This window comes from Streptomyces sp. NPDC043680, from assembly GCF_056436685.1.
Window position 1 is genome coordinate 410,698 of record NZ_JBWKCE010000001.1, and the last position, 24,974, is coordinate 435,671.

Consider the following 24,974-nt stretch of genomic DNA (forward strand, 5'->3'; position numbering starts at 1 on the left):
CGCACCCGTACGCGCAAGGTAGCGGTCGCCGAGACCGCCCCCGAGCCGGACTTCCAGATCGCGCCGCCCTCCGAGCCGGTCAAGGCCCGCCGCACCACCCGCCCCCGCAAGGTCGCCGAGGCCGCTCCGGCCGCCGAGGCCGCCCCGGTGGCCGCGGCCGAGGAGGCCCCGGTCAGGCCGAAGCGCACCCGTACGCGCAAGGTAGCGGTCGCCGAGACCGCCCCCGAGCCGGACTTCCAGATCGCGCCGCCCTCCGAGCCGGTCAAGGCCCGCCGCACCCCCCGCCCCCGCAAGGTCGCGGAGGCCGCTCCGGCCGCCGAGGCCGCGGAGGCTCCCGCGAAGCCGAAGCGCACCCGGACCCGCAAGGTCGCCGAGGCCTAGGCCCGCTCCGCCGTACCGACGGCCCCGGTCCCCTGTCGTGGGGGGCCGGGGCCGTTGCCGTACTCCTACGGGCCGGTAACCTCGGGCCATGAGCAAGCCGCCCCGCCTCACGCTGCCGTCCGACGCCCGCGCGTACCGCCTCGCCACCGCACGGGGCGCTTTCGCCGTGCACGAGGCCGGAGCGCCGACCCGGGGGACCGCCCTGCTGGTGCCGGGCTTCACGGGCAGCAAGGAGGACTTCATCGGCCTGCTGGAACCGCTGGCGGCTGCCGGTTACCGGGTCGTCGCCGTCGACGGCCGGGGCCAGCACGAGAGCCCCGGCCCCCGCGAAGAGGCGGCGTACGCCCTGGAGGAGCTGGCGCTGGACGTGCTCGCGCAGGCCGAGGCCCTCGACGGGGGCTCCGTCCACCTGGTCGGCCACTCCCTGGGCGGACTGATCGCCCGCGCCGCCGTCCTGCGCGACCCGTCGCCCTTCGCCTCGCTCACCCTGATGAGCAGCGGTCCCGCGGCGATCTCCGAGGAGCAGCAGGCCCGCACGAAGCTGCTGGTCGCGGCCCTGGAGGCGATGCACGGGGACATGGCCGGCATCTGGACGGCGATGCGTGCGCACGATCCGCAGGACGCGGTCCCGGACTCCCCCGAGCTGGCGCGCTTCCTGCGCGAGCGCTGGCTGGCCACCGTCCCGGAGCAGCTGATGGCCACGGGCCGCATCCTGGTCTCCGAACCGGACCGGGTCGAGGAGTTGAGCCGGGTGGAGCTGCCCAAGCTCGTCGTGTCGGGGGAGGTCGACTACGCGTGGCCGGTGCCGCTGATGGACGACATGACAGATCGGCTCGGCGCTGAGCGCGTGGTGGTGCCGGGTACCGAACACTCGCCCAACGCGGAGAACCCGCTGGTCACGGCGGGTGCACTGGCCGCGTTCTGGCAGTCGGTCGTTAGCTAGTGAAAAAATTTCCTTAGCGTAGGGAATGTTTGCCTCTTACACTTCGTTGGAACAGTGCAAGGAGAACACTGACGAAGGGAGAAGCCCGTGCGCTTCGAGATTCTGCGCCTGGACGATGTCGACGGATCCGCCGTGGACAGCACCGTCGTGGACGTGGCCTCCGTCAACCGGATCGTGCAGCAGGCCGCGTCGATCGGCCAGCGCATTCTGATCCGACCGGCCGAGAGTGCGTCCTCCTGACACTCCACACCACCGACGACGTCGACGCCCCCCTGACCGAGAGCCGGTCAGGGGGGCGTTTGCCTGCCCGAGTGCCGGTCAGGCCCCGTGCACGACCTGCAGCACGCCGTTGATGATCTGCTGCACGGCAATGGCGGAGAGCATCATGCCGGCGAGCCGGGTCACGAGGACGACGCCGCCGTCCTTGATGACCCGGATGATCACGAGCGAGTAGCGCATGGTGAGCCACAGGACCACGTGCATGGCGGCGATGGCGGTCCACACCGACAGCTGGCCGCTGAAGCCGTCGGCCTTCTGCACGGCGAGGATGACGGAGACGATCGCGCCGGGCCCGGCCAGCAGCGGCATGCCGAGCGGGACGAGCGCGACGTTCACGTCCTTGGTCTGCTTCGGCTCGTCGGTCTTGCCGGTGAGCAGGTCGAGTGCGATGAGCAGGAGCAGCAGACCACCGGCGATCATCAGCGCGGGTACGGAGACGTGCAGGTAGTCCAGGATCTGCTGGCCGCAGACACCGAAGACGGCGATGACGCCGAACGCCACACAGACGGCCTGCCAGGCCATGCGGCGCTGCACCTTGGCGGGGCGGCCGGAGGTCAGGGCGAGGAAGATCGGCGTGATGCCCGGCGGGTCCATAATCACAAAAAGCGTGAGAAAAAGGGATCCGAAGACGGCGAAGTCGAACACAGTGATGCCTTGCAGGAGAGAGGGGTGTTTCCAGGGAAGAGACTGAGGGCGCCTAGGCGCGGGCGTCTCCACCGGCGCCGGGAACGGGGAAGGCCCCCGTCGCGCGGCGCGTGATCTCGCCGAAGATCTCGGGGTCGGTCGTGTACTCCCCGAGGCGGCAGGTCTTGCGGCTGCCGTGGTAGTCGCTGGAACCGGTCGTCAGCAGACCCAGCTCGGCGGCCAGGGCGCTCAGCCGGGCGCGCGTGTCGGCGTCGTGGTCCATGTGGTCCACCTCGATGCCGTCGAGGCCCGCGGCGGCGAGCTCGGCTATCGCGGACTCGGGCACGCAGTGGCCGCGCTTGGCGGCGCCGGGGTGCGCGAACACGGTGACGCCGCCGGCCGCCTTGACCAGGCGGATGGCGTCGAAGGGGTCGAGCTCGTGCTTCTCCGCGTACGCGCGGCCGCCGTCGGCGAGCCAGTCCGCGGTGAACGCGTCGGACACGGTGGGTACGACGCCCAGCTCGACGAGGGCGGTGGCGATGTGCGGTCGGCCGACGGAGCCGCCGCCGGCGATGCGGGCCACCTGCTCCCAGGTGACGTCGACGCCGAGGGCCCGCAGCTTGCCGATCATGGCCTGGGCGCGGGGGGTGCGGTCGTCGCGGACGAGCTCCCGCTCACGGGCGAACTCGGGTTCCTCGGCGTCGAAGAGGTACGCCAGCATGTGCACGCCGATGCCGTCGAGCCGACAGGACAGCTCGATCCCGGGCACGAGGGTGAGACCGGCCGGTACGGCGGCGATGGCCTCGGGGTATCCCCTGACGGTGTCGTGGTCGGTCAGCGCCACCACGTCGAGCCCGGCGGCGGCCGCATTGCGGACCAGCTCGGCGGGGCTGTCGGTCCCGTCGGACGCGGTGGAGTGGGCGTGCAGGTCGATGCGCACGGCCGTGGCTCCAGGGTTAGCGGTGACGGGGGGACACCTCAGGATACCGTCCGCCAGGACCGGATGTACCGGGCACGCGGGGGAGGTGGGCCAGGCCGGACACCGGCCGGGGCTACGGCCCCAGGACCCGCGGGCTGAGCGCTCCGCACGGCAGCAGTTCGAGCTCCGCCCCCGCGTCCCGCAGATCAGCCAGCACCAGTTCGTCGTACATCAGCAGCCCCGACTGCTCGGGCCACACCACTGCCCACAGCCACAGCCCGCGCGCCTCGCCCGCGAAGACCGCCCGGTCCTCCGGGACGCCGTTCAGGTGCCACAGCGGCGTCGGCCGGCCCCCGGCGACCACCTTGGCGTGGGGCGGGGACGACACGTCGATGTACGCCCCCGGGTCCGGCCCGTCGATCCCCGCGTACCGCGCACCCAGGCCGACGCCCAGCTCCTCCGCGATGAGCAGCAGTTCACCCATGCCGCCCAGCGGCCCGGGGCCCGAGCAGGCCACCGCCGTCCCGCGCCCCCCGCTGCGGTCGTCCCCGGCGGCCGCCACTCCGGTGAACAGCCATCCCAGCGGCAGCGGCCACGGCATCCACACCGGCACCTGGGCCCGGTTCACCACCACGCCCAGGCCCTCGACGCTGGGCGGGATCACGGGTTGCAGGGGATACACCGCGCCGTGTACCGCGCACTGCCAGGAGTCGGAGAAGAGGCCGGGCGCCCTGACCCGGCCACCGCATTTCGGGCAACTCGGTTCGCCCCTCATAAGATGCCACGCTCCTCCCCGCCCGGCGCGCCGTCAAGGCGCGATCACCCGTCCGGATGTGTCAGTCCAGCGTCACCGCGGTACGGAGAGGGTCCCGCAGATCCGTGCCGTGCGCGAGCCAGCGTTCCTGGAGGGCGGCGGCGCCGTGGACCCGCTTCCAGGCGGCCTCGTTCGCCGTCATGGGCAGCAGGGGGAGGAACTGGACCGGGTCCATGGGCTCGTCCAGTTCCAGGTCCTCCACGAGCCCGCCCGGCTCCGCGACGAGCACGGAGGTGAAGGGCGCGCCGTCCCACAGCGGGCCGCCCACGTCCAGTGACGCCCCCGGGGCCACCACCAGCCCTTCGACCTGCGGCGACGCGGCCAGCACCGCGAGCGGCCGCAGGAGTTTGTCGGTGGGTGCGAGACCCGCCCGCACGGTCAGCACCAGCTCGGCGCGCGGTCCGCGCAACGGGTCGGCGACGACGGCGGTCGGGTCGGTCATCGGGTGGGCGGACATGCCCAGGGTCGCGTACCGCACGAGGTCGCCCTCGGCGAAGCGGAGCACCTCGATGCGGTCGGTCCCAAGGAAGGTGACGGAGGCGCGGGCGTCGGGTTCGCCGAGCGCACTGCGCAGCCGGGCCTCGACGAGAGCCAGAATTTCTGCCATGGAGCGAGCATAGAACTCGTATCAGGCGGGTAAAGGGCGGGTCTTGACCATCCGTCGGCTGATAGTGTTGATCGCTGATCGGGGCCGCGCGGAGAACTGCGTTTCAAGGCTCCGGAGACAGGACGTCCCTCACGGGGGACCGGCCGGAGGAGGTGGGGCTGCAATGGATCGAAGTCGATCGTGCAGTACCAACCGCTCTTCCACTCTGCGCAGGGGCATGCACCGCCCCGTTTGATCACCCGGCGATCCCCCGTGGTCGCCTTCTGATCGGTCGAAGAGCGACGGCAGACCTTTGTCCTCCCGTCCTGTTCCTTCCGTCCTGACGCCCGGCCCTGCCCGCCGGTCCGAGACGGAGGGCCTCCCACCCGTACGGTTCGCAGCCGTGCGTGCGAAGGAGCCTGTCATGTCGATGCTGCCCTACCTGCGCGCCGCCGTCCGTCCCGCGCTGCGCCGGTCCACGCCCGCCCAGCCCGGCTACGACACCACCCGCGATCCGTCGGCGACCAGCGCGGTCGTCGACTGCGCCGTGTACCGCGACGGCCGGCGCGCGCTCGGGTCGGCGTGTCTGACGCCGCGTGAGGCGATGCGGAGGGTCCGCGAGGACGGCGGGTTCGCCTGGATCGGGCTGCACGAGCCGACCGAGGCCGAATTCGCGGGGATCGCCGCCACGTTCGGCCTGCACCCGCTCGCGGTGGAGGACGCGGTCCACGCCCACCAGCGGCCGAAGCTGGAGCGCTACGACGACACCCTCTTCACCGTCTTCAAGACGATCCACTACGTCGAGCACGCCGAACTGACCGCCACCAGCGAGGTCGTGGAGACCGGCGAGGTGATGTGCTTCACCGGCCCCGACTTCGTCATCACGGTCCGGCACGGCGGCCAGGGCTCCCTCAAGGGCCTGCGCCACCGCCTGGAGGACGACCCCGATCTGCTGGCGAAGGGCCCCTCGTCGGTCCTGCACTCGATCGCCGACCACGTCGTCGACGGGTACATCGCGGTCGCGGCAGCTGTACAGGACGACATCGACGAGGTGGAGAGCGCGGTCTTCGCCGCGCCCGCCAAGGGCAGTGCGCGCGGCGGCGACGCGGGCCGCATCTACCAGCTCAAGCGGGAGGTGCTGGAGTTCAAGCGGGCGGTCGCCCCGCTGCTGCGGCCGATGGAGCTGCTGAGCGAGCGCCCGATGCGGCTGGTCGACCCGGACATCCAGAAGTACTTCCGCGACGTCGCCGACCACCTGGCGCGGGTGCACGAGCAGGTCGTCGGCTTCGACGAGCTGCTGAACTCGATCCTCCAGGCGAACCTCGCGCAGGCCACGGTCGCCCAGAACGAGGACATGCGCAAGATCACCTCCTGGGCGGCGATCATCGCCGTACCGACGATGATCTGCGGGGTGTACGGCATGAACTTCGACCACATGCCGGAGCTCCACTGGCGCTACGGCTATCCGATGGTGATGGCCGCGATCGCCGGCAGCTGCTTCGCCATCCACCGGGCCCTGCGCCGCCACGGCTGGCTGTAGGGCCCCGCACGGCACCGCCTAGTCTGTGCGCATGACTCTCAGCACGCTCGACCTGGCCCTCGTCGAGGAGGCCACCAAGAAGTCCGGCCTGATCTGGGTCCGCGGCTCCGGGGCCGACCGCGCCCTGTGGCACGCCTGGGTGGACGGCGCGGCCCACGTGCTGGGCGACGGACCCGGGGAGCAGCCGCTGCCGGGGCTCGTCGACGCGGGCTCCGCCGAGGTGACGGTGCGCAGCAAGGACAAGGGCGGCCGGCTGGTGGCCTGGACCGCGGCCGTACGGGAGCTCGCACCCCGTGGCGAGGCGTGGGAGGCGGCGGTGGCCGAGCTCAAGGGCAAGCGGCTGAACGCGCCCGACTCGGAGGAGATGACCGACCGCTGGGCGCGCGAGTGCCGGCTGCTGCGGCTGGAGCCGGTGGCGGCGAGCACCGACCTGCCGAGCGGCTCGCTGGCCGCCGCCCCACCGGCTTCGCCCGCGATCACCCGCAGGCCGGTCCCGGCCGGGCTGCCGAAGCTGCTGCTCAAGCGGAAGAAGGCGGCCCGCTAGCCGGGGCCGCTCCTCCGGCTGCTCCTGCCGCTTCCCCGCCGGCCGGGCTGCTCCTCCCGCTTCCCCGCCCGTCCCGCTCCTCCTACGTGGTGGGGTTCGCGCCCTGCCCGGAACCCTTGCCGGGGCTCGGACTCGGCGCGGAGTCGCCGCCCTGCTCCTTGGTCGTCGGCAGCTGCGACCCGTAGTCGACCGTCTGGTCCTGCGCGGGCGGGTCCAGCGGGAACGCCTTGCCCCAGTCGGTCAGGTCCACCCGCCCCGCGCCTCCGGCTCGCTCCATGCGCAGCGGGTACGGGGTCCCCTGCAGGGAGACCGAGAGTTTGCCGCCCTTGCCCTGGTCCGCGGTGACCTGGACCGCGCGGGTCGGTCCGACCTTGGTGTAGTCGCCCTTGGCGAGCTTGCCGTCGAGCCCGAGCAGCCCGTCCAGCAGGACGTGCATGTCGGTGAACCCGCGGAACTGCTTGTAGGTGGGGTCGCTCTGGGGGACCTTCACGTACTTGTCGCCGAGCTTGCCCGCCGAGTCCGACTTCCCCCAGAACGCCGCGCTGGCCTTCAGGTACAGCTGGTCGCCCACGCGCAGCAGCTGGAAGGTGTCCTCCTGCGACTTGACCTCGCCGGAGCCGCCGTCCTTGCCGAGCCGCATGTCGAGCGTGAAGGACTTGCCGCTGCTGACGAGCATGCCGGACAGGTGGACGGAGTCGGCGGATCCTGCCGCGGCCTTCGCCTTGTCCTCGATCTGGTCGGCGGAGAGCTTGCCGACGCCGTTCGTGCCCTCGTCGGGATCCGCCCCGCAGCCCGTGCCGGTGACGGCCAGGCCCGCGCACAGGACACCGACGAAGGCCGCCCGGCGCAGCCGTGCGGCGGGGAAGTAGGCGGTCACGGGCAGGTGCCTCTCGTCGTGCGCGGTCGAGCCGGGTGGGTCCTGGTCGAGCGGGGTGGGAGCGTGGTGGAGCGTTGCCGGGCAGCAGGCAGCGTACCCGCCCGTACGCGCGCACCCGGGGGGTGGTCGGCCGGGCAGCCCGGGCGGACCCGCCTGCCAGGGCGTCCGCTGCGGGCACGGGCTAGCCTGAGGGGCGCAAGGACTGTTGATCGACGCTTGAGGAGGCGCTCGCATGGCCGGTGGCGCCCCACGGATCTTCGTCTCCCATCTGTCGGGTGTGCCCGTCTTCGACCCCAACGGCGACCAGGTGGGCCGCGTCCGCGACCTGGTGGCGATGCTGCGCGTCGGCGGGCGGCCTCCGCGGCTGCTGGGCCTGGTGGTCGAGGTGGTCAGCCGACGGCGGATCTTCCTGCCCATGACCCGGGTCACCGGGGTGGAGTCCGGGCAGGTCATCACGACCGGTGTCGTCAACATGCGGCGGTTCGAACAGCGTCCCACCGAGCGGCTGATCCTCGGTGAGCTGCTGGACCGCCGGGTGAAACTGGTCTCGACCGGCGAGGAGGTCACCGTCCTGGACGTGGCCATCCAGCAGCTGCCGGCCCGCCGCGACTGGGAGATCGACCGGATCTTCGTCCGCAAGGGCAAGGGCGGCGCCCTGCGCCGGCGCGGGGAGACGCTGACCGTGGAGTGGTCGGCGGTCACCGGCTTCTCGCTGGAGGAGGAGGGCCAGGGCGCCGAGAACCTGGTGGCGACCTTCGAGCAGATGCGCCCGGCCGACGTGGCGAGCGTCCTGCACCACCTGACGCCGAAGCGGCGCGCCGAGGTGGCCAGCGCCCTCGACGACGACCGGCTCGCGGACGTCATGGAAGAGCTTCCCGAGGACGAACAGGTGGAGATCCTCGGCAAGCTCAAGGAGGAGCGCGCCGCCGACGTCCTGGAGGCGATGGACCCGGACGACGCGGCCGACCTGCTCTCGGAGCTGCCGGAACACGACCAGGAGCGGCTGCTGACGCTGATGCAGCCCGATGACGCGGCGGACGTGCGCCGCCTGCTGTCGTACGAGGAGAACACCGCGGGCGGCCTGATGACGACCGAGCCGATCGTGCTGCGGCCGGACGCGACGGTGGCGGACGCGCTGGCCCGCGTACGGCAGGCGGACCTGTCGCCCGCGCTGGCGGCGCAGGTGTACGTGTGCCGGCCGCCGGACGAGACGCCGACCGGCAAGTACCTGGGCACGGTGCACTTCCAGCGGCTGCTGCGCGACCCGCCGTTCACCCTGGTCAGCTCGATCGTCGACACGGGCCTGCCGCCGCTGACGCCGGACGCCTCGCTGCCGGTGGTGACCAGCTACCTCGCCGCGTACAACATGGTCGCGGTGCCGGTGGTCGACGAGAGCGGCTCGCTGCTGGGCGCGGTGACGGTGGACGACGTACTGGACCACCTGCTGCCGGAGGACTGGCGCGAGAAGGACTTCCACTCCGAGGAGGTCGTCCGTGGCCGGTGAGCGGGGGCGCGGGGACCAGGCGCGGGACCGCGAGCGGCGCCGGGAGCAGCTGCGCGAGCGGCGGGAGCGGCGCGAGCACGCCCGCGAGCACGGTGTGGCGGAGGCGGCCGAGCGGACCGAGCGGGCGGAGCGGGCGGACCGCGCCGCCGAGCGGGCCGAACGGGCCAAGGCGGGGCTGGCCACCGGGTCGAGTGCGCTGACGCGCTCGCGGGTCCGCCTGGACCTGCCGCGGGCCAAGCGCCGCTCGCTGCTGCCCGAGTACGACCCCGAGGCCTTCGGGCGGCTGTCGGAGCGGGTGGCGCGCTTCCTCGGCACGGGCCGGTTCATCGTCTGGATGACGCTGGTCGTCGTCGTGTGGGTGCTGTGGAACGTCTTCGCGCCGGAGCACCTGCGCTTCGACCAGTACCCGTTCATCTTCCTGACGCTGATGCTGTCGCTGCAGGCCTCCTACGCCGCTCCGCTGATCCTGCTGGCGCAGAACCGGCAGGACGACCGGGACCGGGTCAACCTGGAGCAGGACCGCAAGCAGAACGAGCGTTCGATCGCGGACACCGAGTACCTGACCCGCGAGATCGCGGCGCTGCGCATGGGTCTGGGCGAGGTCGCGACCCGCGACTGGATCCGCTCGGAGTTCCAGGACCTGATCAAGGAGATGGACGAGCGGCGGCTGTTCCCGGCGGAGAGTGACGAAGGCGACCGCTAGCGGCCTTTCCTGAGGCAGGCTACCGAGCCGTACCATCGGGGCATGGCTACCGACACAAGCTCCGCCGCCGTGCCCGAGCAGGACGCGATCCTGGACGCGCTGGCGACGGTGAACGACCCTGAGATCCACCGGCCGATCACCGAGCTCGGCATGGTCAAATCGGTGGAGATCGGCGACGGCGGCGCCGTCGCCGTCACGGTCTACCTGACGGTGTCGGGCTGTCCCATGCGCGAGACCATCACGAAGAACGTCAGCGAGGCCGTGGAGAAGGTCGCGGGCGTCACCTCGGTGGCCGTCACGCTGGACGTGATGAGTGACGAGCAGCGCAAGGAGCTGGCGGCCTCGCTGCGCGGCGGCACCGCCGAGCGCGAGGTCCCGTTCGCCAAGCCGGGCTCGCTGACCCGCGTCTACGCGGTCGCCTCGGGCAAGGGCGGCGTCGGCAAGTCCTCGGTCACCGTCAACCTCGCCGCGGCAATGGCGGCGGACGGCCTGAAGGTCGGCGTCGTGGACGCGGACATCTACGGCCACAGCGTGCCGCGCATGCTGGGCGTGGACGGCCGCCCCACCCAGGTCGAGAACATGATCATGCCGCCGTCGGCGAACGGCGTGAAGGTCATCTCCATCGGCATGTTCACCCCGGGCAACGCCCCGGTGGTGTGGCGCGGGCCGATGCTGCACCGCGCCCTGCAGCAGTTCCTGGCGGACGTGTTCTGGGGCGACCTGGACGTGCTGCTGCTCGACCTGCCGCCCGGTACGGGTGACATCGCGATCTCCGTGGCCCAGCTGGTGCCGAACGCGGAGATCCTGGTCGTGACCACCCCGCAGCAGGCCGCGGCCGAGGTCGCGGAGCGGGCCGGCTCGATCGCCGTGCAGACCCACCAGAAGATCGTCGGCGTGGTCGAGAACATGTCCGGGCTGCCCTGCCCGCACTGCGACGAGATGGTCGACGTGTTCGGCACGGGCGGCGGCCAGAAGGTCGCCGACGGCCTCACCAAGACGGTCGGCGCGACGGTCCCGGTGCTGGGCTCCATCCCGATCGACGTCCGGCTGCGCGAGGGCGGCGACGAGGGCAAGCCCGTCGTCCTGTCCGACCCGGACTCTCCGGCGGGCGCGGCGCTGCGCACCATCGCGGGCAAGCTCGGCGGCCGCGCACGCGGGCTCGCGGGCATGTCGCTGGGCATCACCCCGCGCAACAAGTTCTGAGGGGCGGCGGCCCGGACCCGGGCCGCGCCGTGTGAGCCGTGTGAAGGGCACCGCTGGTCGGCGGTGCCCTTTGCCGTTCGCCCCGTACGTCCCGCGCGCCGCCTACTCGTAGGCGCTCAGGTCACCGATCACCGAGAAGCCGAGCCCGTACGCGCTCATCCCCCGCCCGTACGCACCCAGGTGCACGCCGCCCCGCGTGGAGCCGGCCAGTACCCAGCCGAACTCGGACTCGCGGTAGTGGAAGGGGGTCGGCTCGCCGTCGACCGGCAGCGACAGCGTCGACCAGTCCGGCCCGTCGAGGTCGTCGGCGAGCTCCCAGGCCGCCTCGGTCTGCTGCTCCAGCCAGGCGTTGCGCAGGGTGTGGTCCATCTGGCCGGGCCAGCTGTAGGCCAGCAGCCCGGAGCCGGCCAGCCAGGCCGCCGAGGACACCGAGGTGGCCTCCAGGGTGCCGGTGCCGTCGCTGCTGCGGCGCAGCGGATTGCTCGCGACCGTGACGACCACCGCGAAGCGCTCCTTCTCGCCCGTCGCGAGCTCCCCGCGTACGGAGGGCTCGTCGCCGTGCCCGGTGGATCCGTGCTCGACGGTGCCGTCGGCTCCGGTGCCGACCTGCATGAGCCAGCGGGGGCCGGTGAAGGCCCCGTCCAGCCCGTACCAGGGGAACTCGGCACGCAGGTACCCCTGGGCCGTCCGGCGGGCCGCCGGGACGGGCGTGGTCGCCTCCGGGGCGGCCTCGGGCGGCGCCTGCGGGGATGCAGGAGCCGGCGCGGCGGATGCGGCAGGCGCGGCGGGCTCGGCGGCGGGCGCGGGTGCGTCGGCGGGCTGGGTCGCTACCCGGCTGCTGCTCGTCGTCTCCATCTGGGCGGCCTCTCGTTGCGTGGGGTCCGGAGCCGGCCCTCCCCCCTCGCTTCGCTGGGGGGACCCTCCCCCTCACTCCGCTGGGGGACCCCCAAACCCTCGGGCGTCCCGGGTCCGGACTCATGGAGGATAGCCATCCGACCCGGGATCGCCTGGCAGGCCGCGCCTCAGGTGGCGTCGGCGTCGAAGGGGGCGCGCTGGTCGACGGCCGGGGCCGCGGGCTTCTTCAGCAGGTCCGGGCCGGTGGCGGCGGCCACGGCGGAGGCCCCGGAGGCGGGGGCGGTCTCCCGGCTGTTGACGGCGTCGGTGACCTCGTTCAGCTCCTTGCGGAGGTCGAAGCTGCTGCGGATCTCCCTGAGGTCCTCGTTCTCCGTCAGCTGCTTGCGGATGAACGTCTTCGGGTTCAGGTCCTCGAACTCGAAGTCCTTGAACTCCGGGCCGAGTTCGGAGCGGATGTCCTGCTTGGCACTGTCCGAGAACGCGCGGATCTTCCGGATGAACCCGGACACGTCCTGGATCACCTTCGGCAGCTTGTCCGGACCGAAGACGAGAATGGCGAGCACCACGATCGTGACCAGTTCGAGTGCGCCTATGTCGTTGAACACCTTGCCGCTCCTCGGCTGTCTTCACTGCGGGCCCGCACCCACGGTACCCGGCGTTGTCCGACGGCCCCTACCTCGGTGCCGCATCCGCCGGGGTTTCTCCCCCGGACTTCGTCCCGGCGCCCCCGGCTCGTCATGATCCGTCGGCCGAACCGAGGACCATGTCCAGGGTGCGCTCCCGGCCTTCGCGGAGCACGGTCAGTTTCAGCGGGTCACCAGGGCGGTGGGCGCGGATCTTGACGATGAGCTCGTCGCCGCCGTGGACACGCGTGCCGTCGACCTTGGTGATCACGTCGCCGCCCATGAGTCCGGCCCGGTCCCCCGGCCCGTCGGGGGTGACGGCCGGTTTGCCGCCCTCGCCCCGGGCGGCGACGCGGGCCCCGTCACCCGAGTACTCCATGTCGAGGGTGACCCCGATGACGGGGTGGGTGGCGCGGCCGGTGCGGATGAGCTCTTCGGCGACCCGCTTGCCCTGGTTGACGGGGATGGCGAAGCCGAGGCCGATGCTGCCGCTCTGCTTCGCGCTGTCGCCGCCGTTGCCGCCCGCGTCGGCGCCGCGGATGGCGCTGTTGATGCCGATCACGTGGGCCTTGGCGTCGAGGAGGGGGCCGCCGGAGTTGCCGGGGTTGATCGGCGCGTCGGTCTGCAGGGCGTCGACGTAGCTGATGTCGCTGCCGTCGCCCTTGTCGCCGCCCGCGGTGATGGGCCGGCCCGTGGCGCTGATGATCCCGGCGGTGACGGTGTTGGAGAGGTCGAAGGGCGCGCCGATGGCCACCACCGGGTCGCCGACCTTGACGTTCTCGGAGTTCCCGAGGGCCAGCGGCCTCAGGCCCCGTACGCCGTCGACCTTGACCACGGCCAGGTCGTAGCCGGTGTCGCGGCCGATGAGTTCGGCGGTGACGCTGTCGCCCGTGCTGAAGGTGACCGTTATGTCCTTGGCCCCTGCGACGACGTGGTTGTTGGTCAGGATGTGCCCCTGCGCGTCGAGCACGAACCCGGTGCCGGTGCCGCCACCGCCGGCGCTGCCGCGGACGTGCAGGGTCACCACCCCGGGGAGCGCGGTGGCGGCGATGCCGGCCACGCTGTCGGGGGCGCGGTCCTTGGCCTCCGCGGCCGCCTGCGGGAGCTCCAGGCGGGCGCCGGCCCGGCGCTCGGCGAGTACGCCGACGTAGCCGCCGATGCCGCCTGCGAGGAGGGCGGTGCCGAGGCCGAGGGCGACGGCCTGGCGCAGCACGAGGCCGCGGGCGGGCACCGGCGCCGACCTGCCGCCGTCCACCGTGTGGAGCGGGCCGGCGGCCCAGGGGTCGTAGCCGGCGGGGGGCGCGCCCGCGGACCCGTCGGGCCGGCTCCACCAGGACGGAGCCGGTTCGGACTGCTGACTGTCGGCCATGGGCGCTCCCCGCGTACCTGTATCTCCGCGGCCGATTCAACCACCCCCAGGGGGTGTCCGGCGGATCACCGGCGGGTTCGAAGCCCGCGCAGGGCCCGGCTCAGGGCCTCAGGGACACCGGCTGGGGCGAGGGGGACAGCCAGGGATGCACCAGGGGTCGGGCGGTGAAGCCCGGCGCGGGGACGCGGTCGCGGGCCACGGCATCGGACACCGGGACCGCGGGTCCCGGCCGCGTCGCGGGGGCCTCGCCGTGCATCCGCGGGTCCACCACCCCGTCCGCCGGCAGGGAGCCGCCCAGCGCGAACGCGGCCAGCGACACCGCCCCGGCCGCGACGAAGGCGAAGCGCCGCCTCGGCCGCCCCACCTCGTGGATGCGGAAGCCCTGCTGCGGCGCGGTCGGCGCCACATACCCGAACGGTCCCGACGGCCCGTCAGGGCCGTCCTCCGGCAACCCCTGCAGGCGCGCCAGCAGACCCGCCGACAGGGGCGGCGGGGCACTTTCCACGAACATCGACTTCACCCGGCGCTGCGCGTCGGCCTCGGCCTTGCACTTCGCACAGGTGGCCAGGTGCGCCAGCACCCGCTCCCGCGCGTCATGGCTCAACTCCCCGTCCACCAGGGCGGCGAGACGGTCGCCCAGGTGCTGTTCGGCAGGGGACGGACTGACTCCGCTCACTCGGCTCCGCCCTCTCCCCCGGCACCGGGCGTGCCCACCGCCGCCCCCGCCAGCGCACGCTGCTGGGCGCGGGCGCCGGGAGACCGGTGCTTGAGTGCCTTGCGCAGGTGCGAGCGGCCGCGGTGGATGCGGCTGCGCACGGTGCCCAGCTTGACCCCGAGCGTCGCGGCGATCTCCTCGTACGAGAGGCCTTCGATGTCGCACAGCACCACGGCGGCGCGGAACTCGGGCGCAAGCGTGTCGAGTGCCTGCTGCACATCGGCGTCGAAGTGGGTGTCGTGGAGCACCTGCTGCGGGGACGGCTCGCGGCTCGGCAGCCGCTCGGCGGCGTCGTCGGCGAGCGCGTCGAAGCGGATCCGCTGCTTGCGGCGGACCATGTCCAGGAAGAGGTTGGTGGTGATCCGGTGGAGCCAGCCCTCGAAGGTGCCCGGCGTATAGGTGGACAGCGAGCGGAAGACGCGGACGAAGACCTCCTGGGTCAGGTCCTCGGCATCATGCTGGTTGCCCGTCAGACGGTAGGCGAGGCGGTATACCCGCGCACTGTGCGTGCTGACGATCTCCTCCCATGAGGGAGGGGTCCACGCCTGGGTGCCCGCATCGGCGGCAAAGGTCGCGGTGGTTGCGGTGGCAGCGGTGTGGAAGCGGTCAGCAATGTCGGTCACGGATTTCGGCTCACCCGCCGACCAGAAGAGGCGTCGGAATACACCTCCACGATCCACAGGCGCAGCCGCACCTCCCCTATCGGCTCTGGTGGTGTCCAGTGGAGTCCCTACCATAGCCACCCCTCCCGTCAGCTCCGGATAAGTATTTTTGCAGTAACTTTGCACGGTCCTTCGGTCCTCCGGGCCGCCGATCTGCCCGGTGCCGTCCCATCCATCCCGCCCGGGCCCCGTCCCCGTGTCCCTTCTGCATCACTGTCTTTTCCTCGCTGCCTCCTTCAACGCCCGGTCCCATCTGCGGGTTCCCGACGTCAGCGGATACAGTCACCGTTGCGCCAACTATGGGGACAGGAGAGGGTCATTACCGGCAACCGGCAGACGAGCTGGGCGTTCGCCGACGCGTTTGTCGCCGAGGACGACGCTCTGCGGTGGGCCCGCGACCGGGCCAGGGAAGCGGGCCTGCGCTCCGTCTCCCCCGGCACCGGGGCCGCGCTGCGCCTGCTCGCCGCCACCGCCGACGCCAAGGCGGTCGCCGAAATCGGCACCGGCACCGGCGTCTCCGGCATCCACCTCCTGCACGGCATGCGCCCCGACGGCGTGCTGACCACGGTCGATCCCGAACCCGACCGGCAGGCCTTCGCCCGCCAGGCCTTCCGCGCGGCGGGCTTCGCAGGCAACCGGGCCCGCTTCATCCCCGGCCGCGCCCTCGACGTACTGCCCCGCCTCGCGGACGGCGGCTACGACCTCGTCTTCTGCGACGGGGACCCCACCGAGTCCCTCGACTACCTCGCCGAGGCGTTGCGGCTGCTGCGCCCCGGCGGGCTGGTCTGCTTCGAAGGGGTCTTCTCCGACGGGCGCACCGTCGACTCCACGGCCCAGCAGGCGGAGGTCCTGCGCGTACGGGAGCTGCTGCGCAGCGTACGGGAGAGCCCGGCGCTGGAGGCGGCGCTGCTGCCGGTCGGCGACGGGCTGCTGTGCGCGGTCCGGCGCTGAGCCGAGGGCGCCGGGCTCCAGGGGCCCGGAACACAACGCTGCCCCGACCGCGGTGAGCGGGTCGGGGCAGCGCAGGGAATACGGAGAATGCGGATGGTGACCGCAGTGCCGACGGTTAGCCGACAACCTTCTTCAGGGCGTCACCCAGGGCTTCCGCCTCGTCCGGGGTCAGCTCGACGACAAGCCGACCGCCGCCCTCGAGCGGTACGCGCATGACGATGCCCCGCCCCTCCTTGGTGACCTCGAGCGGGCCGTCGCCCGTCCGCGGCTTCATGGCCGCCATGCTCGTTCCCCTTCCTGAAACCAGCTCATCGTCAGCCGACGGCCCCATTCAGGCGCCTGGAACCCGGCATCGAACACATTGCTTCTTGGCCATTATCCCGCATGTCAGGACCCGATGACCAACATCGGCGGGGAACGCTTGGGCAACGCGCTCGGCCAAAACCACTCATTTCGGGGATGTGCCTGCGATACTTCGCCGCCGCACCCCGCGTCCGCCCCGCGCTCCGTTTGACGCACATCACATGCCCCGGCCCCGCGCGGTCCGCCATGCTGACCCTTGGACCGGCCGGTACCGGCCGGTAGCCAAGCCCGCGACGAAGGGGGACCCCCGCCATGGCCGACAGCGTGCTCTACGAAGTGACCGACGGACTCGCCACCATCACGATCAACCGTCCCGACGCCATGAACGCCATGAACACCGAGGCGAAGGTCGCGCTGCGCGACGCGGTCCAGGCCGCGGCCGCGGACCCGGCCGTACGGGCCGTTCTGCTCACGGCGGCCGGAAACCGCGCCTTCTGCGTCGGCCAGGACCTCAAGGAGCACGTCGAGAACCTGGCGGCGGACCGCGCGAACGGGTCCACGCTGACCATGAACACGGTCGCCGACCACTACAACCCCATCGTGCGGGCGCTCACCGAGATGCCGAAGCCGGTCGTGGCCGGGGTGAACGGGGTCGCGGCCGGGGCGGGCTTCGGCTTCGCGCTGGCGGCGGACTTCCGCGTCGTCGCCGACACCGCCTCCTTCAACACCTCGTTCGCGGGGGTGGCGCTGACCGCCGACTCGGGGGTCTCCTGGACCCTGCCCCGCCTGATCGGCGCCTCCCGCGCCTCCGACCTGCTGCTGTTCCCCCGCTCGGTGAAGGCGCAGGAGGCGTACGAGCTGGGCATCGTGAACCGGCTCGTCCCCTCGGACGCGCTGCACGCGGAGGCGGAGGCGGTGGCTCGCACCCTCGCGGCCGGCCCGACGGTCGCCTACGCCGCGCTGAAGGAGTCCCTCGCCTACGGGGCCTCCCGCTCCCTGGCGGAGGCGCTGGCCCACGAGGACACGCTCCAGGCCCGTGCGGGTGCCTCCGAGGACCACGCGATCGCCGTCGAGGCCTTCCTCTCGAAGCAGGCCCCGAAGTACCTGGGCCGCTGACCCCGGCGCCGCTGCCCCCGGCCCCCGCCGCTCAGGCGGGGGTACGGGCGGTGCAGGCGGCGAGGTGGTCGTTGACCAGGCCGCAGGCCTGCATCAGGGCGTAGGCCGTGGTCGGGCCGACGAACCGGATGCCGGCCTTCTTGAGGGCCTTGGACAGCGCCGTCGACTCGGGCGTGACGGCCGGGACCTCGGCGATCGACTGCGGTGCCGGGCGCCCCGGTTCGGGGGCGTGCGACCAGATCAGGGTGTCCAGTTCGCCCGGCTCCCACGCGGCGAGCACCTTCGCGTTGGCGAGCGTCGCCTCGATCTTGGCCCGGTTGCGGATGATCCCCTCGTCGGCGAGCAGCCGCTCCACGTCCGTCTCGTCAAAGCGGGCGACTGCCGCGATCTCGAAGTCCGCGAAGGCCTTGCGGAAACCCTCCCGCCGCCGAAGGATCGTCAGCCAGGACAGGCCCGACTGGAAGGCCTCCAGGCAGAGCCGCTCGTACAGGGCGTCGTCCCCGCGCAGCGGACGGCCCCACTCCGTGTCGTGGTACGCGATGTAGTCCGCGGTGGCGAGCGCCCACGGGCAGCGCAGGCCCCCGTCCGGACCGGCGAGGGCGGTCACCGGTCACCCCCGGCCTTGTGCAGGTCGACCTCGGACTCCCGGACCTCCCTCGCGGGCGCAGCCGCAGCCGCATGCCCCGCCGCCGCACGCCCCGCCGGGGAAGGCGCCGCCGCTGCCGCCGTGAGCTCCGCGATCCGCGCGTCCCGCTCGGCGAGCTCGGCCGCGAGGCGCTCCAGCACCTCGTCCACTTCGGCCATGCGGTAGCCGCGCGGCGCCACCGGCAGCCGCAGGGCGTCGATGTCGGCCCGTACGACGGGACGGTTCTCCGGCAGCCCGTCGGCCACCCGGTCCGGCTCCGCCTCCGGCAGGACGGCCTCGGAACCACCGCCGACCACGGCGAGGGTGACCGCGGCGACGACCACGACCAGCGCGATCAGCAAGAACCAGAACACGATCAACTCTCCCTGAGAAGCTGCCGGGGACCTGGGGGACCCACTCCGGTCACCAGGTTAAGGTCGCAGGCGAGGCGCGAGGGCCGCCGGAGGAGGAAAGAACGGAATGCTGCGACTGGGCAGGCGCGAGTTCGACACCCACGAGCCGGTGATCATGGCCATCGTGAACCGGACGCCGGACTCCTTCTACGACCAGGGCGCGACGTTCCGCGACGAGCCCGCCCTGGAGCGGGTCGAGCAGGCCGTGGCCGAAGGCGCCGCGATCATCGACATCGGCGGGGTCAAGGCCGGCCCGGGCGAGCACGTCGACGCGGCCGAGGAGGCCCGGCGCACCGTGGGCTTCGTGGCCGAGGTACGGCGCCGCCACCCCGACGTGGTGATCAGCGTGGACACCTGGCGGCACGAGGTCGGCGAGGCGGTCTGCGAGGCCGGGGCCGACCTCCTCAACGACGCGTGGGGCGGTGTGGACCCGAAGCTGGCGGAGGTGGCCGCCCGCCACGGAGCCGGGCTGGTCTGCACGCACGCCGGCGGGGTCGAGCCGCGCACCCGCCCGCACCGGACCGCGTACGAGGACGTGATGGCGGACATCCTGCGGGTCACCGTCGGGCTGGCCGAGCGGGCGGCGGCGCTGGGGGTCCCCCGGGACTCGATCATGATCGACCCGGGGCACGACTTCGGGAAGAACACCCGCCACTCCCTGGAGGCGACCCGCCGCCTGGCGGAGATGGCGGAGACGGGCTGGCCGGTGCTGGTGTCCCTGTCCAACAAGGACTTCGTGGGCGAGACCCTGGACCGGCCCGTGAAGGAACGCCTGCTGGGCACCCTGGCCACGACGGCCGTCTCCGCCTGGCTCGGCGCCCAGGTCTACCGGGTCCACGAGGTGGCCGAGACGAAGCAGGTCCTGGACATGGTGGCGTCCATCCAGGGCCACCGGCCCCCTGCGGTCGCCCGCCGGGGCCTGGCCTGACCCGCCGGGGGGGGCTCTGCCGGGCCGCCCCGGCGGGCGGAGGCGGGCGCAGCCGCTCGGCGCCGGGGAGGCGCCCCGGCGCCGAACCGTGCGAGAGGGCGTCAAGAGCTAGTCGCCGGCCTCCCGGGCCGCCTCCTCGGTGGCGGCCAGGGCGACGCGTTCGCCCGTGCCCTCGCCGACCTCCTTGCTGACCAGCGTCACCGCCTCCTCCACGTCGTCCGTGACGTGGAAGAGCATCAGGTCGTACTCGGACGCCTTGCCCTGGGCGATCACCGTGTTCCTCAGCCAGTCGACCAGCCCGCCCCAGTACTCCGTGCCGAACAGCACGATCGGGAAGCGGGTGATCTTCCGGGTCTGGACCAGCGTCAGGGCCTCGAACAGCTCGTCCAGCGTGCCGAGTCCGCCCGGCAGGACCACGAAGCCCTGGCTGTACTTCACGAACATCGTCTTGCGTACGAAGAAGTACCGGAAGTTCAGCCCGAGGTCCACGTGCGGGTTGAGCCCCTGCTCGAAGGGCAGCTCGATCCCGAGTCCGACCGAGATCCCGTTCGCCTCGCGGGCCCCCTTGTTGGCGGCTTCCATCGCGCCCGGGCCGCCGCCCGTGATCACCGCGAAGCCGGCCTCGACGAGAGCGCTGCCGATCCGCTCGCCGGCCTCGTACTCCGGCGTGCCCGCGGCGGTGCGGGCCGAGCCGAACACACTGATCGCCGGCGGCAGCTCCGCCAGCGTGCCGAAGCCCTCGATGAACTCCGACTGGATGCGCAGGACCCGCCAGGGATCGGTGTGCACCCACTCGGAGGGCCCGGCCGAGTCCAGCAGCCGCTGGTCCGTCGTACTGCCCGCCTGCACCTGGCCCCGCCTGCGCAGCACCGGCCCGAGCTGCTGCTCCTCGGGCCGGCGACGAGCGAACCCGTCGGAATTGCGGTGGTTGCCCATGATGTGCTCCCTCCTGCTGATCGTTGGATCAGGGTAGGCGCACGAAGGTGACCGGGAGCGGAATTCAGGAGGTCAGCCAGGCGCGGAGTCGTTCCTCGCAGTGCAGGATGGCCTTGGTCTCCACCCGCTCGTCCACCTTGTGCGCCAGCAGGGCGTCGCCCGGGCCGTAGTTGACCGCCGGAACGCCGAGTGCGCTGAAGCGGGAGACGTCGGTCCAGCCGAACTTGGGCATGGCCCGGCCGCCGACCGACTCCATGAAGGCCGCCGCCGCCGGGTGGGAGAGCCCCGGAAGGGCGCCGCCGGAGGAGTCGTCGACGACGAACTCGGCGACACCGCAGTCCGCGAAGACCTCCCGGACGTGCGCGATGGCCTCGGCCTCGGAGCGGTCGGGGGCGTAGCGGAAGTTCACGGTCACCGTGCACGCGTCGGGGATGACGTTGTTGGCGACGCCGCCCTCGATGCGGACCGCGTTGAGGCCCTCGTGGTACTCCAGGCCGTCGATGACGGGCTTGCGCGGCTCGTACTCCGCCAGCCTGGCCAGGATCGGGCTCGCCGCGTGGATGGCGTTGGAGCCCATCCAGCTGCGGGCGGAGTGGGCGCGCTCGCCGGCCGTGCGGAGCAGGACGCGCAGGGTGCCCTGGCAGCCGCCCTCGACCTCGCCGTTCGACGGCTCCAGCAGGACCGCGAAGTCGCCGGTGAGCCAGTCGGGGTGGGCGGCGGCGACCTTGCCGAGGCCGTTGAGGTCGGAGGCGACCTCCTCCTGGTCGTAGAAGACGAAGGTGAGGTCGCGGTTCGGCTCGGGTACGGTCGCGGCGATGCGCAGCTGTACGGCCACGCCGGACTTCATGTCGGTGGTGCCGCAGCCCCACAGGACGTCGTTCTCGTCGAGGCGGGACGGGACGTTGTCGGCGATCGGCACGGTGTCGAGGTGCCCGGCCAGGACGACGCGCTCGGCCCGGCCGAGGTGCGTACGGGCCACGACGTTGTTGCCGTAGCGGTCCACCGTGAGGTGCGGGAGGGCGCGCAGCGCCTGCTCCACCAGGTCGGCGAGGACCTTCTCGTCGCCGCTCACGGACGGAATGTCGACGAGCCGGGCGGTCAGCTCGGCGGCGTCCAGGGTGAGGTCCAGCTCGGATTCGGACATGCCTCTGACCCTAACGCCCCGGGCTGCGACGAACCTCCCACGTCCGGACGGTGGACGCGTCACCTGGCTCAAGTACGGTGGGCGGCGTGTCCCAGAGCGATCTTCCCCGCCCCCGGCCCCGCCGCCGCCGGCCCCTGCGCACGGCGGCCGGCCTGCTCGTCCTGTGCGCGTTGATCGGCTACTTCGCCGTGCAGTACGACTCGACGGTCGGCGGAGGCGGAGCTCCGCACTGCACGGCCCGGGTGGGGCCCCGGGACTCGTACGACATGTCCCCGGAGCAGGCGGCGAACGCGGCGACGATAGCGGCCGTCGGGGTGGCCAGGGGGCTGCCGGACCGGGCCGTGACCATCGCACTGGCGACGGCCATGCAGGAGTCGGCGCTGCGCAACCTCGACCACGGCGACCGGGATTCGCTCGGCCTGTTCCAGCAGCGGCCCTCGCAGGGCTGGGGCACCCCGCAGCAGATCATGGACCCGGTGTACTCGGCCGGGATCTTCTACGAGCGGCTGGTCGAGGTGAAGGGCTGGGCGCGGCTCCCGCTGACCGAGGCGGCGCAGCAGGTGCAGCTCAGCGGCTTCCCCCAGGCGTACGCGAAGCACGAGCCGGACGCGGCCGTGGTGACGGGCGCCCTCGCGGGCGACGGCGAACTGACCTGCGGCGGCCCCGCGCCCACCGGACCCGGCAATCCGGAGAAGGTGCGGGCGGAGCTGAACCGGATCTTCGGTAAGGACGGGCTGCACACGGCGCCGAAGGAGCCCGCCGCGACCGCGGTCGCGGGCCGGGAGATCAAGGAGGCCGAGGTCACCCTGGTGGAGAAGCGGGACGGCGGCGAGTCGGCCGCCCGTGGCAGCCGGGCGATGGCCGGCTGGGCGGTGGCCAACGCGCGGGGGATGAACATCGCCCGGGTGTCGTACGCCTGGCGGGGGTGGATAGCCGGCGAGGCGAAGGGCCAGTGGCAGCAGAAGGGCGGCCGCGGCGCGAAGTCCGGCGACGGGGACCCGCACAACGCGGAGCGCGACGAAGTGCGGATCTTCGTGGCCCGCTGACCCGACCGGGCACCCGTACGAGGCGTCCCCCGTGCGGGGGGTGGCCCGGCGAGCGGGCCGATGGGCTCCCCAAAGCACGGAACCCCAGGTGGGAGCGGGTCGAGGCGCCATCAATGGGCTTGTCGCGGAAGCCGATTAAACGATGCGTTACCGATCCTTTACCCGCGGGCTCCGCAACTCATCCCCGCCCCCGGGGGGTTGTACCGGCGTACTCAGCCGCTATTGCTTAGGAGCAACATGTCCCTCCCCCTGACCCGCCGGATCGCCCGTACCGCGCTGCTGCTCGCAGCCGGGGCAGCTCCCGTGGTCGGTGCGGCCGGCGCGGCCAGCGCCGCGGGCCTGGAGTCCGTGCCGCAGCTGGGCGCCCTCACCAGCCCGGACACCGCGCAGGCGACGGGTGCCGCGAGCGAGGCCGTCGGCACCGGTGAGGCCGCCGCCGCGATGGCCACGGACACCGCCGCCAAGACCCTGCCGGGCGCCCCCGGCGAGGTCGCCGACACCGCGGGCTCCCTGCTCGGCGGACTGCCGGCGAAGGGGCTGCCGACCGACGCGGTGGCGACCGACACCGTGACCGGTGCCGTCCCCACCCAGGGGCTGCCGCTGCCCGGCGGCCTGCCGGTGCTCGGCGGCTGATCCGCCGGCCCCGCACGACGGCCGAGGGGGCCGGGAGCACCTGCTCCCGGCCCCCTCGGGCGTTGTCCGTACCGCTCGCTCAGGACAGGCGCTTGACCGCCGCCTCGACGCGTTCGTCGGTCGCCGTGAAGGCGACCCGTACGAACCGCGCGCCCGCCTCTCCGTAGAAGTCGCCCGGCGCGACCAGGATGCCGAGGCCGGCGAGGTGGGCCACCGTGTCCCAGCAGGGCTCGTCCCGGGTGACCCACAGGTAGAGGCTGGCCTCACTGTGCTCGATCCGGAAGCCGTGGGCTTCCAGGGCCGCCCGCAGCGCCTCGCGCCGGGCGGCGTAGCGCCCGCGCTGCTCCTCGACGTGCACGTCGTCGCCGAGCGCCGCCACCGTGGCCGCCTGGACGGGGGCCGGGGTCATCATGCCGCCGTGCTTGCGGATCTCCAGCAGCTCGCCGAGCACCTCCGCGTCGCCCGCGATGAACGCGGCCCGGTAGCCGGCCAGGTTGGAGCGCTTGGAGAGGGAGTGGACGGCCACGATGCCCTCGTAGGAGCCGCCGCACACGTCGTCGTGGAGGACGGAGACCGGCTCGGCCTCCCAGCCCAGCTCCAGGTAGCACTCGTCGCTGAAGAGCAGGATGCCGTGCTCGCGCGCCCAGGCGACGATCCGGACCAGCTCTTCCTTCGGGATGACCTTCCCGGTGGGGTTGGACGGGGAGTTGAGCCACAGCAGCTTCACGCCGGCCGGGTCCAGCTCCGTCGGGTCGTCGTAGACGACGGCCTCGGCGCCGCACAGCCGCGCGCCGACCTCGTACGTGGGATAGGCGAGCCGCGGGTAGGCGACCTTGTCGCCGGCGCCCAGGCCCAGCTGGGTCGGCAGCCAGGCCACCAGTTCCTTCGAGCCGACGACCGGGAGGACGTTGCGGTGCCCGGCGGCGCTCGCACCGAGGCGGCCGCGCAGCCAGCCGGTGATCGCGTCGCGCAGGGTGGCCGTGCCCCACACCGTGGGGTAGCCCGGCGAGTCGGCTGCCGCGACCAGGGCCTCCTGGATCAGCTGCGGCACCGGGTCGACGGGCGTGCCGACGGACAGGTCGACGATGCCGTCGGGGTGGGCCGCCGCCGTCGCCTTGTACGGCTGCAGCTTGTCCCAGGGGAAGGCGGGAAGACGTGCGGATACGGCGGCCACGGTGCTCTCTGCTCTCATCTCGTACGGGGACTGCGGAAACGGCTCGGTCCCGCGCGGCACAAGGCCGTACGGGACCGAGGCACACCATCCTCCCCCGGACTCGGTCCGGGGGGACGCCCAGGGGCGGTGACCGTCAGTGGCCCTCGCCCATGGGCGGCAGCGCGGCGATGAAGGGGTGATCGCGCTCGATCAGGCCCAGCTTGGAAGCACCGCCGGGCGAACCGAGCTCGTCGAAGAACTCGACGTTCGCCTTGTAGTAGTCCTTCCACTCCTCCGGAGTGTCGTCCTCGTAGAAAATGGCCTCGACCGGGCAGACCGGCTCACACGCACCACAGTCGACGCATTCGTCCGGGTGGATGTACAAGGACCGCTGGCCCTCGTAGATGCAGTCGACGGGGCACTCTTCGATGCATGCCTTGTCCTTGACGTCGACACAAGGCTCCGCGATGACGTAGGTCACGCTCTCGTTCCTCCTCGGTAGGGCTTTCCATATCGCGCGGGAGCGCGGCGTCGTCGATGCCCACGCCTAGTATCTCCGTTCCCGGGCACGATCCGAACAGGAGG

Annotated in this window: 27 protein-coding genes and 3 pseudogenes; 13 read left to right on the top strand and 17 right to left on the bottom strand. The window is 72.6% G+C overall.

The annotated features are described in order from the left end of the window. The 3 genes and pseudogenes from AC0666_RS01815 to AC0666_RS01825 all read left to right on the top strand — a co-directional run. Positions 1 to 381, top strand: a pseudogene (locus tag AC0666_RS01815) (DEAD/DEAH box helicase); the annotation flags it as partial. 88 nt (positions 382 to 469) lie between these two features. Then, positions 470 to 1,324: an alpha/beta fold hydrolase gene (locus AC0666_RS01820; protein WP_468963212.1), complete on the top strand. Its 855-nt coding sequence runs from the start codon at positions 470 to 472 to the stop codon at positions 1,322 to 1,324. A gap of 87 nt (positions 1,325 to 1,411) precedes the next feature. After that, entirely contained in the window at positions 1,412 to 1,564 is a 153-nt protein-coding gene (locus AC0666_RS01825; protein WP_468963211.1) for a hypothetical protein, read from the top strand. Between the two features lie 78 nt (positions 1,565 to 1,642). Here the strand turns inward: AC0666_RS01825 and AC0666_RS01830 are convergent, their stop codons facing one another. The 4 genes from AC0666_RS01830 to AC0666_RS01845 form a co-directional block, all read right to left on the bottom strand. Beyond that, complete coding sequence (locus tag AC0666_RS01830) at positions 1,643 to 2,248, bottom strand: MarC family protein (RefSeq protein ID WP_468582201.1); 606 nt, start codon at positions 2,246 to 2,248, stop codon at positions 1,643 to 1,645. Between the two features lie 52 nt (positions 2,249 to 2,300). Then, entirely contained in the window at positions 2,301 to 3,167 is an 867-nt protein-coding gene (locus AC0666_RS01835) for a PHP domain-containing protein (RefSeq protein ID WP_468582203.1), read from the bottom strand. 112 nt (positions 3,168 to 3,279) lie between these two features. Further along, on the bottom strand, positions 3,280 to 3,921 hold the full coding sequence (locus AC0666_RS01840; RefSeq protein WP_468963209.1) for a DUF6758 family protein: 642 nt from the start codon (positions 3,919 to 3,921) through the stop codon (positions 3,280 to 3,282). A 61-nt stretch (positions 3,922 to 3,982) separates the two neighbouring features. Then, positions 3,983 to 4,567, bottom strand: coding sequence for a suppressor of fused domain protein (locus AC0666_RS01845; RefSeq protein ID WP_478706918.1), 585 nt, complete (start codon positions 4,565 to 4,567; stop codon positions 3,983 to 3,985). Between the two features lie 403 nt (positions 4,568 to 4,970). Here AC0666_RS01845 and AC0666_RS01850 point away from each other — a divergent pair, with 403 nt between their 5' ends. Together AC0666_RS01850 and AC0666_RS01855 are read left to right on the top strand one after the other, a co-directional pair. Continuing rightward, a complete protein-coding gene (locus AC0666_RS01850; protein WP_468582206.1) occupies positions 4,971 to 6,086 on the top strand; it encodes a magnesium and cobalt transport protein CorA in 1,116 nt (371 codons plus the stop codon). A 31-nt stretch (positions 6,087 to 6,117) separates the two neighbouring features. Continuing rightward, a complete protein-coding gene (locus AC0666_RS01855; protein WP_468963208.1) occupies positions 6,118 to 6,630 on the top strand; it encodes a hypothetical protein in 513 nt (170 codons plus the stop codon). 82 nt (positions 6,631 to 6,712) lie between these two features. Here AC0666_RS01855 and AC0666_RS01860 read toward each other — a convergent pair whose 3' ends face one another. After that, positions 6,713 to 7,507 (bottom strand): hypothetical protein, encoded by a 795-nt coding sequence (locus AC0666_RS01860; RefSeq protein ID WP_468963207.1) that lies wholly within the window; start codon positions 7,505 to 7,507, stop codon positions 6,713 to 6,715. 232 nt (positions 7,508 to 7,739) lie between these two features. Between AC0666_RS01860 and AC0666_RS01865 the strand changes: the two genes are divergently transcribed. The 3 genes from AC0666_RS01865 (at position 7,740) to AC0666_RS01875 (ending at position 10,917) form a co-directional block, all read left to right on the top strand. Beyond that, a complete protein-coding gene (locus tag AC0666_RS01865; RefSeq protein WP_361721976.1) occupies positions 7,740 to 9,011 on the top strand; it encodes a magnesium transporter MgtE N-terminal domain-containing protein in 1,272 nt (423 codons plus the stop codon). Positions 9,012 to 9,186: 175 nt separating this feature from the next. Beyond that, positions 9,187 to 9,714 (top strand): DUF1003 domain-containing protein, encoded by a 528-nt coding sequence (locus tag AC0666_RS01870; RefSeq protein ID WP_361722069.1) that lies wholly within the window; start codon positions 9,187 to 9,189, stop codon positions 9,712 to 9,714. A gap of 42 nt (positions 9,715 to 9,756) precedes the next feature. Beyond that, on the top strand, positions 9,757 to 10,917 hold the full coding sequence (locus AC0666_RS01875) for an Mrp/NBP35 family ATP-binding protein (RefSeq protein ID WP_468582212.1): 1,161 nt from the start codon (positions 9,757 to 9,759) through the stop codon (positions 10,915 to 10,917). Positions 10,918 to 11,019: 102 nt separating this feature from the next. Here the strand turns inward: AC0666_RS01875 and AC0666_RS01880 are convergent, their stop codons facing one another. The 5 genes and pseudogenes from AC0666_RS01880 to sigE form a co-directional block, all read right to left on the bottom strand. Continuing rightward, positions 11,020 to 11,772, bottom strand: coding sequence for a hypothetical protein (locus AC0666_RS01880; RefSeq protein WP_468963205.1), 753 nt, complete (start codon positions 11,770 to 11,772; stop codon positions 11,020 to 11,022). A 167-nt stretch (positions 11,773 to 11,939) separates the two neighbouring features. After that, a complete protein-coding gene (locus AC0666_RS01885; RefSeq protein ID WP_468582215.1) occupies positions 11,940 to 12,377 on the bottom strand; it encodes a sec-independent translocase in 438 nt (145 codons plus the stop codon). Positions 12,378 to 12,507: 130 nt separating this feature from the next. Further along, the gene (locus AC0666_RS01890; RefSeq protein WP_468963204.1) at positions 12,508 to 13,764 is read right to left on the bottom strand and encodes a S1C family serine protease; all 1,257 of its coding nucleotides are present in this window, start codon (positions 13,762 to 13,764) and stop codon (positions 12,508 to 12,510) included. Between the two features lie 220 nt (positions 13,765 to 13,984). Next, positions 13,985 to 14,440, bottom strand: a pseudogene (locus AC0666_RS01895) (zf-HC2 domain-containing protein); the annotation flags it as partial. Continuing rightward, positions 14,437 to 15,216: an RNA polymerase sigma factor SigE gene (gene sigE, locus AC0666_RS01900; RefSeq protein ID WP_361721985.1), complete on the bottom strand. Its 780-nt coding sequence runs from the start codon at positions 15,214 to 15,216 to the stop codon at positions 14,437 to 14,439. The gene sigE and the pseudogene AC0666_RS01895, both read right to left, overlap by 4 nt. Before the next feature lie 213 nt (positions 15,217 to 15,429). Here sigE and AC0666_RS01905 point away from each other — a divergent pair, with 213 nt between their 5' ends. Next, on the top strand, positions 15,430 to 16,092 hold the full coding sequence (locus tag AC0666_RS01905) for an O-methyltransferase (protein WP_468582218.1): 663 nt from the start codon (positions 15,430 to 15,432) through the stop codon (positions 16,090 to 16,092). A 115-nt stretch (positions 16,093 to 16,207) separates the two neighbouring features. Here the strand turns inward: AC0666_RS01905 and AC0666_RS01910 are convergent, their stop codons facing one another. Beyond that, positions 16,208 to 16,375 (bottom strand): DUF3117 domain-containing protein, encoded by a 168-nt coding sequence (locus AC0666_RS01910; RefSeq protein ID WP_009997451.1) that lies wholly within the window; start codon positions 16,373 to 16,375, stop codon positions 16,208 to 16,210. A gap of 332 nt (positions 16,376 to 16,707) precedes the next feature. Between AC0666_RS01910 and chcB the strand changes: the two genes are divergently transcribed. Next, positions 16,708 to 17,511, top strand: coding sequence for a 2-cyclohexenylcarbonyl CoA isomerase (gene chcB / locus AC0666_RS01915; protein ID WP_468582220.1), 804 nt, complete (start codon positions 16,708 to 16,710; stop codon positions 17,509 to 17,511). Between the two features lie 31 nt (positions 17,512 to 17,542). On the opposite strand, the gene AC0666_RS01920 is transcribed toward chcB, so the two are convergent. Continuing rightward, entirely contained in the window at positions 17,543 to 18,118 is a 576-nt protein-coding gene (locus AC0666_RS01920) for a DNA-3-methyladenine glycosylase I (protein ID WP_361721994.1), read from the bottom strand. Further along, entirely contained in the window at positions 18,115 to 18,516 is a 402-nt protein-coding gene (locus tag AC0666_RS01925; RefSeq protein ID WP_468582221.1) for a DivIVA domain-containing protein, read from the bottom strand. Before AC0666_RS01925 ends, AC0666_RS01920 begins: the two co-directional genes overlap by 4 nt. 100 nt (positions 18,517 to 18,616) lie before the next feature. Between AC0666_RS01925 and folP the strand changes: the two genes are divergently transcribed. After that, entirely contained in the window at positions 18,617 to 19,477 is an 861-nt protein-coding gene (gene folP, locus AC0666_RS01930; RefSeq protein ID WP_468963203.1) for a dihydropteroate synthase, read from the top strand. A gap of 174 nt (positions 19,478 to 19,651) precedes the next feature. On the opposite strand, the pseudogene AC0666_RS01935 reads toward folP, so the two are convergent. Then, positions 19,652 to 20,413, bottom strand: a pseudogene (locus AC0666_RS01935) (LOG family protein); the annotation flags it as partial. 64 nt (positions 20,414 to 20,477) lie between these two features. Continuing rightward, on the bottom strand, positions 20,478 to 21,557 hold the full coding sequence (gene dapE, locus AC0666_RS01940) for a succinyl-diaminopimelate desuccinylase (protein WP_468582224.1): 1,080 nt from the start codon (positions 21,555 to 21,557) through the stop codon (positions 20,478 to 20,480). An 86-nt stretch (positions 21,558 to 21,643) separates the two neighbouring features. Between dapE and AC0666_RS01945 the strand changes: the two genes are divergently transcribed. Together AC0666_RS01945 and AC0666_RS01950 are read left to right on the top strand one after the other, a co-directional pair. Beyond that, on the top strand, positions 21,644 to 22,603 hold the full coding sequence (locus AC0666_RS01945) for a hypothetical protein (RefSeq protein ID WP_468963202.1): 960 nt from the start codon (positions 21,644 to 21,646) through the stop codon (positions 22,601 to 22,603). A 237-nt stretch (positions 22,604 to 22,840) separates the two neighbouring features. Continuing rightward, positions 22,841 to 23,236 carry an ATP-binding protein gene (locus AC0666_RS01950; RefSeq protein ID WP_468582228.1) on the top strand — a complete coding sequence of 132 codons (396 nt, stop codon included), beginning with the start codon at positions 22,841 to 22,843 and terminating at the stop codon, positions 23,234 to 23,236. 79 nt (positions 23,237 to 23,315) lie between these two features. On the opposite strand, the gene dapC is transcribed toward AC0666_RS01950, so the two are convergent. Beyond that, the gene (dapC, locus tag AC0666_RS01955) at positions 23,316 to 24,410 is read right to left on the bottom strand and encodes a succinyldiaminopimelate transaminase (protein ID WP_478706992.1); all 1,095 of its coding nucleotides are present in this window, start codon (positions 24,408 to 24,410) and stop codon (positions 23,316 to 23,318) included. Between the two features lie 133 nt (positions 24,411 to 24,543). After that, positions 24,544 to 24,870 carry a ferredoxin gene (gene fdxA, locus AC0666_RS01960; protein ID WP_030291119.1) on the bottom strand — a complete coding sequence of 109 codons (327 nt, stop codon included), beginning with the start codon at positions 24,868 to 24,870 and terminating at the stop codon, positions 24,544 to 24,546. Between the last annotated feature and the right edge of the window lie 104 nt (positions 24,871 to 24,974).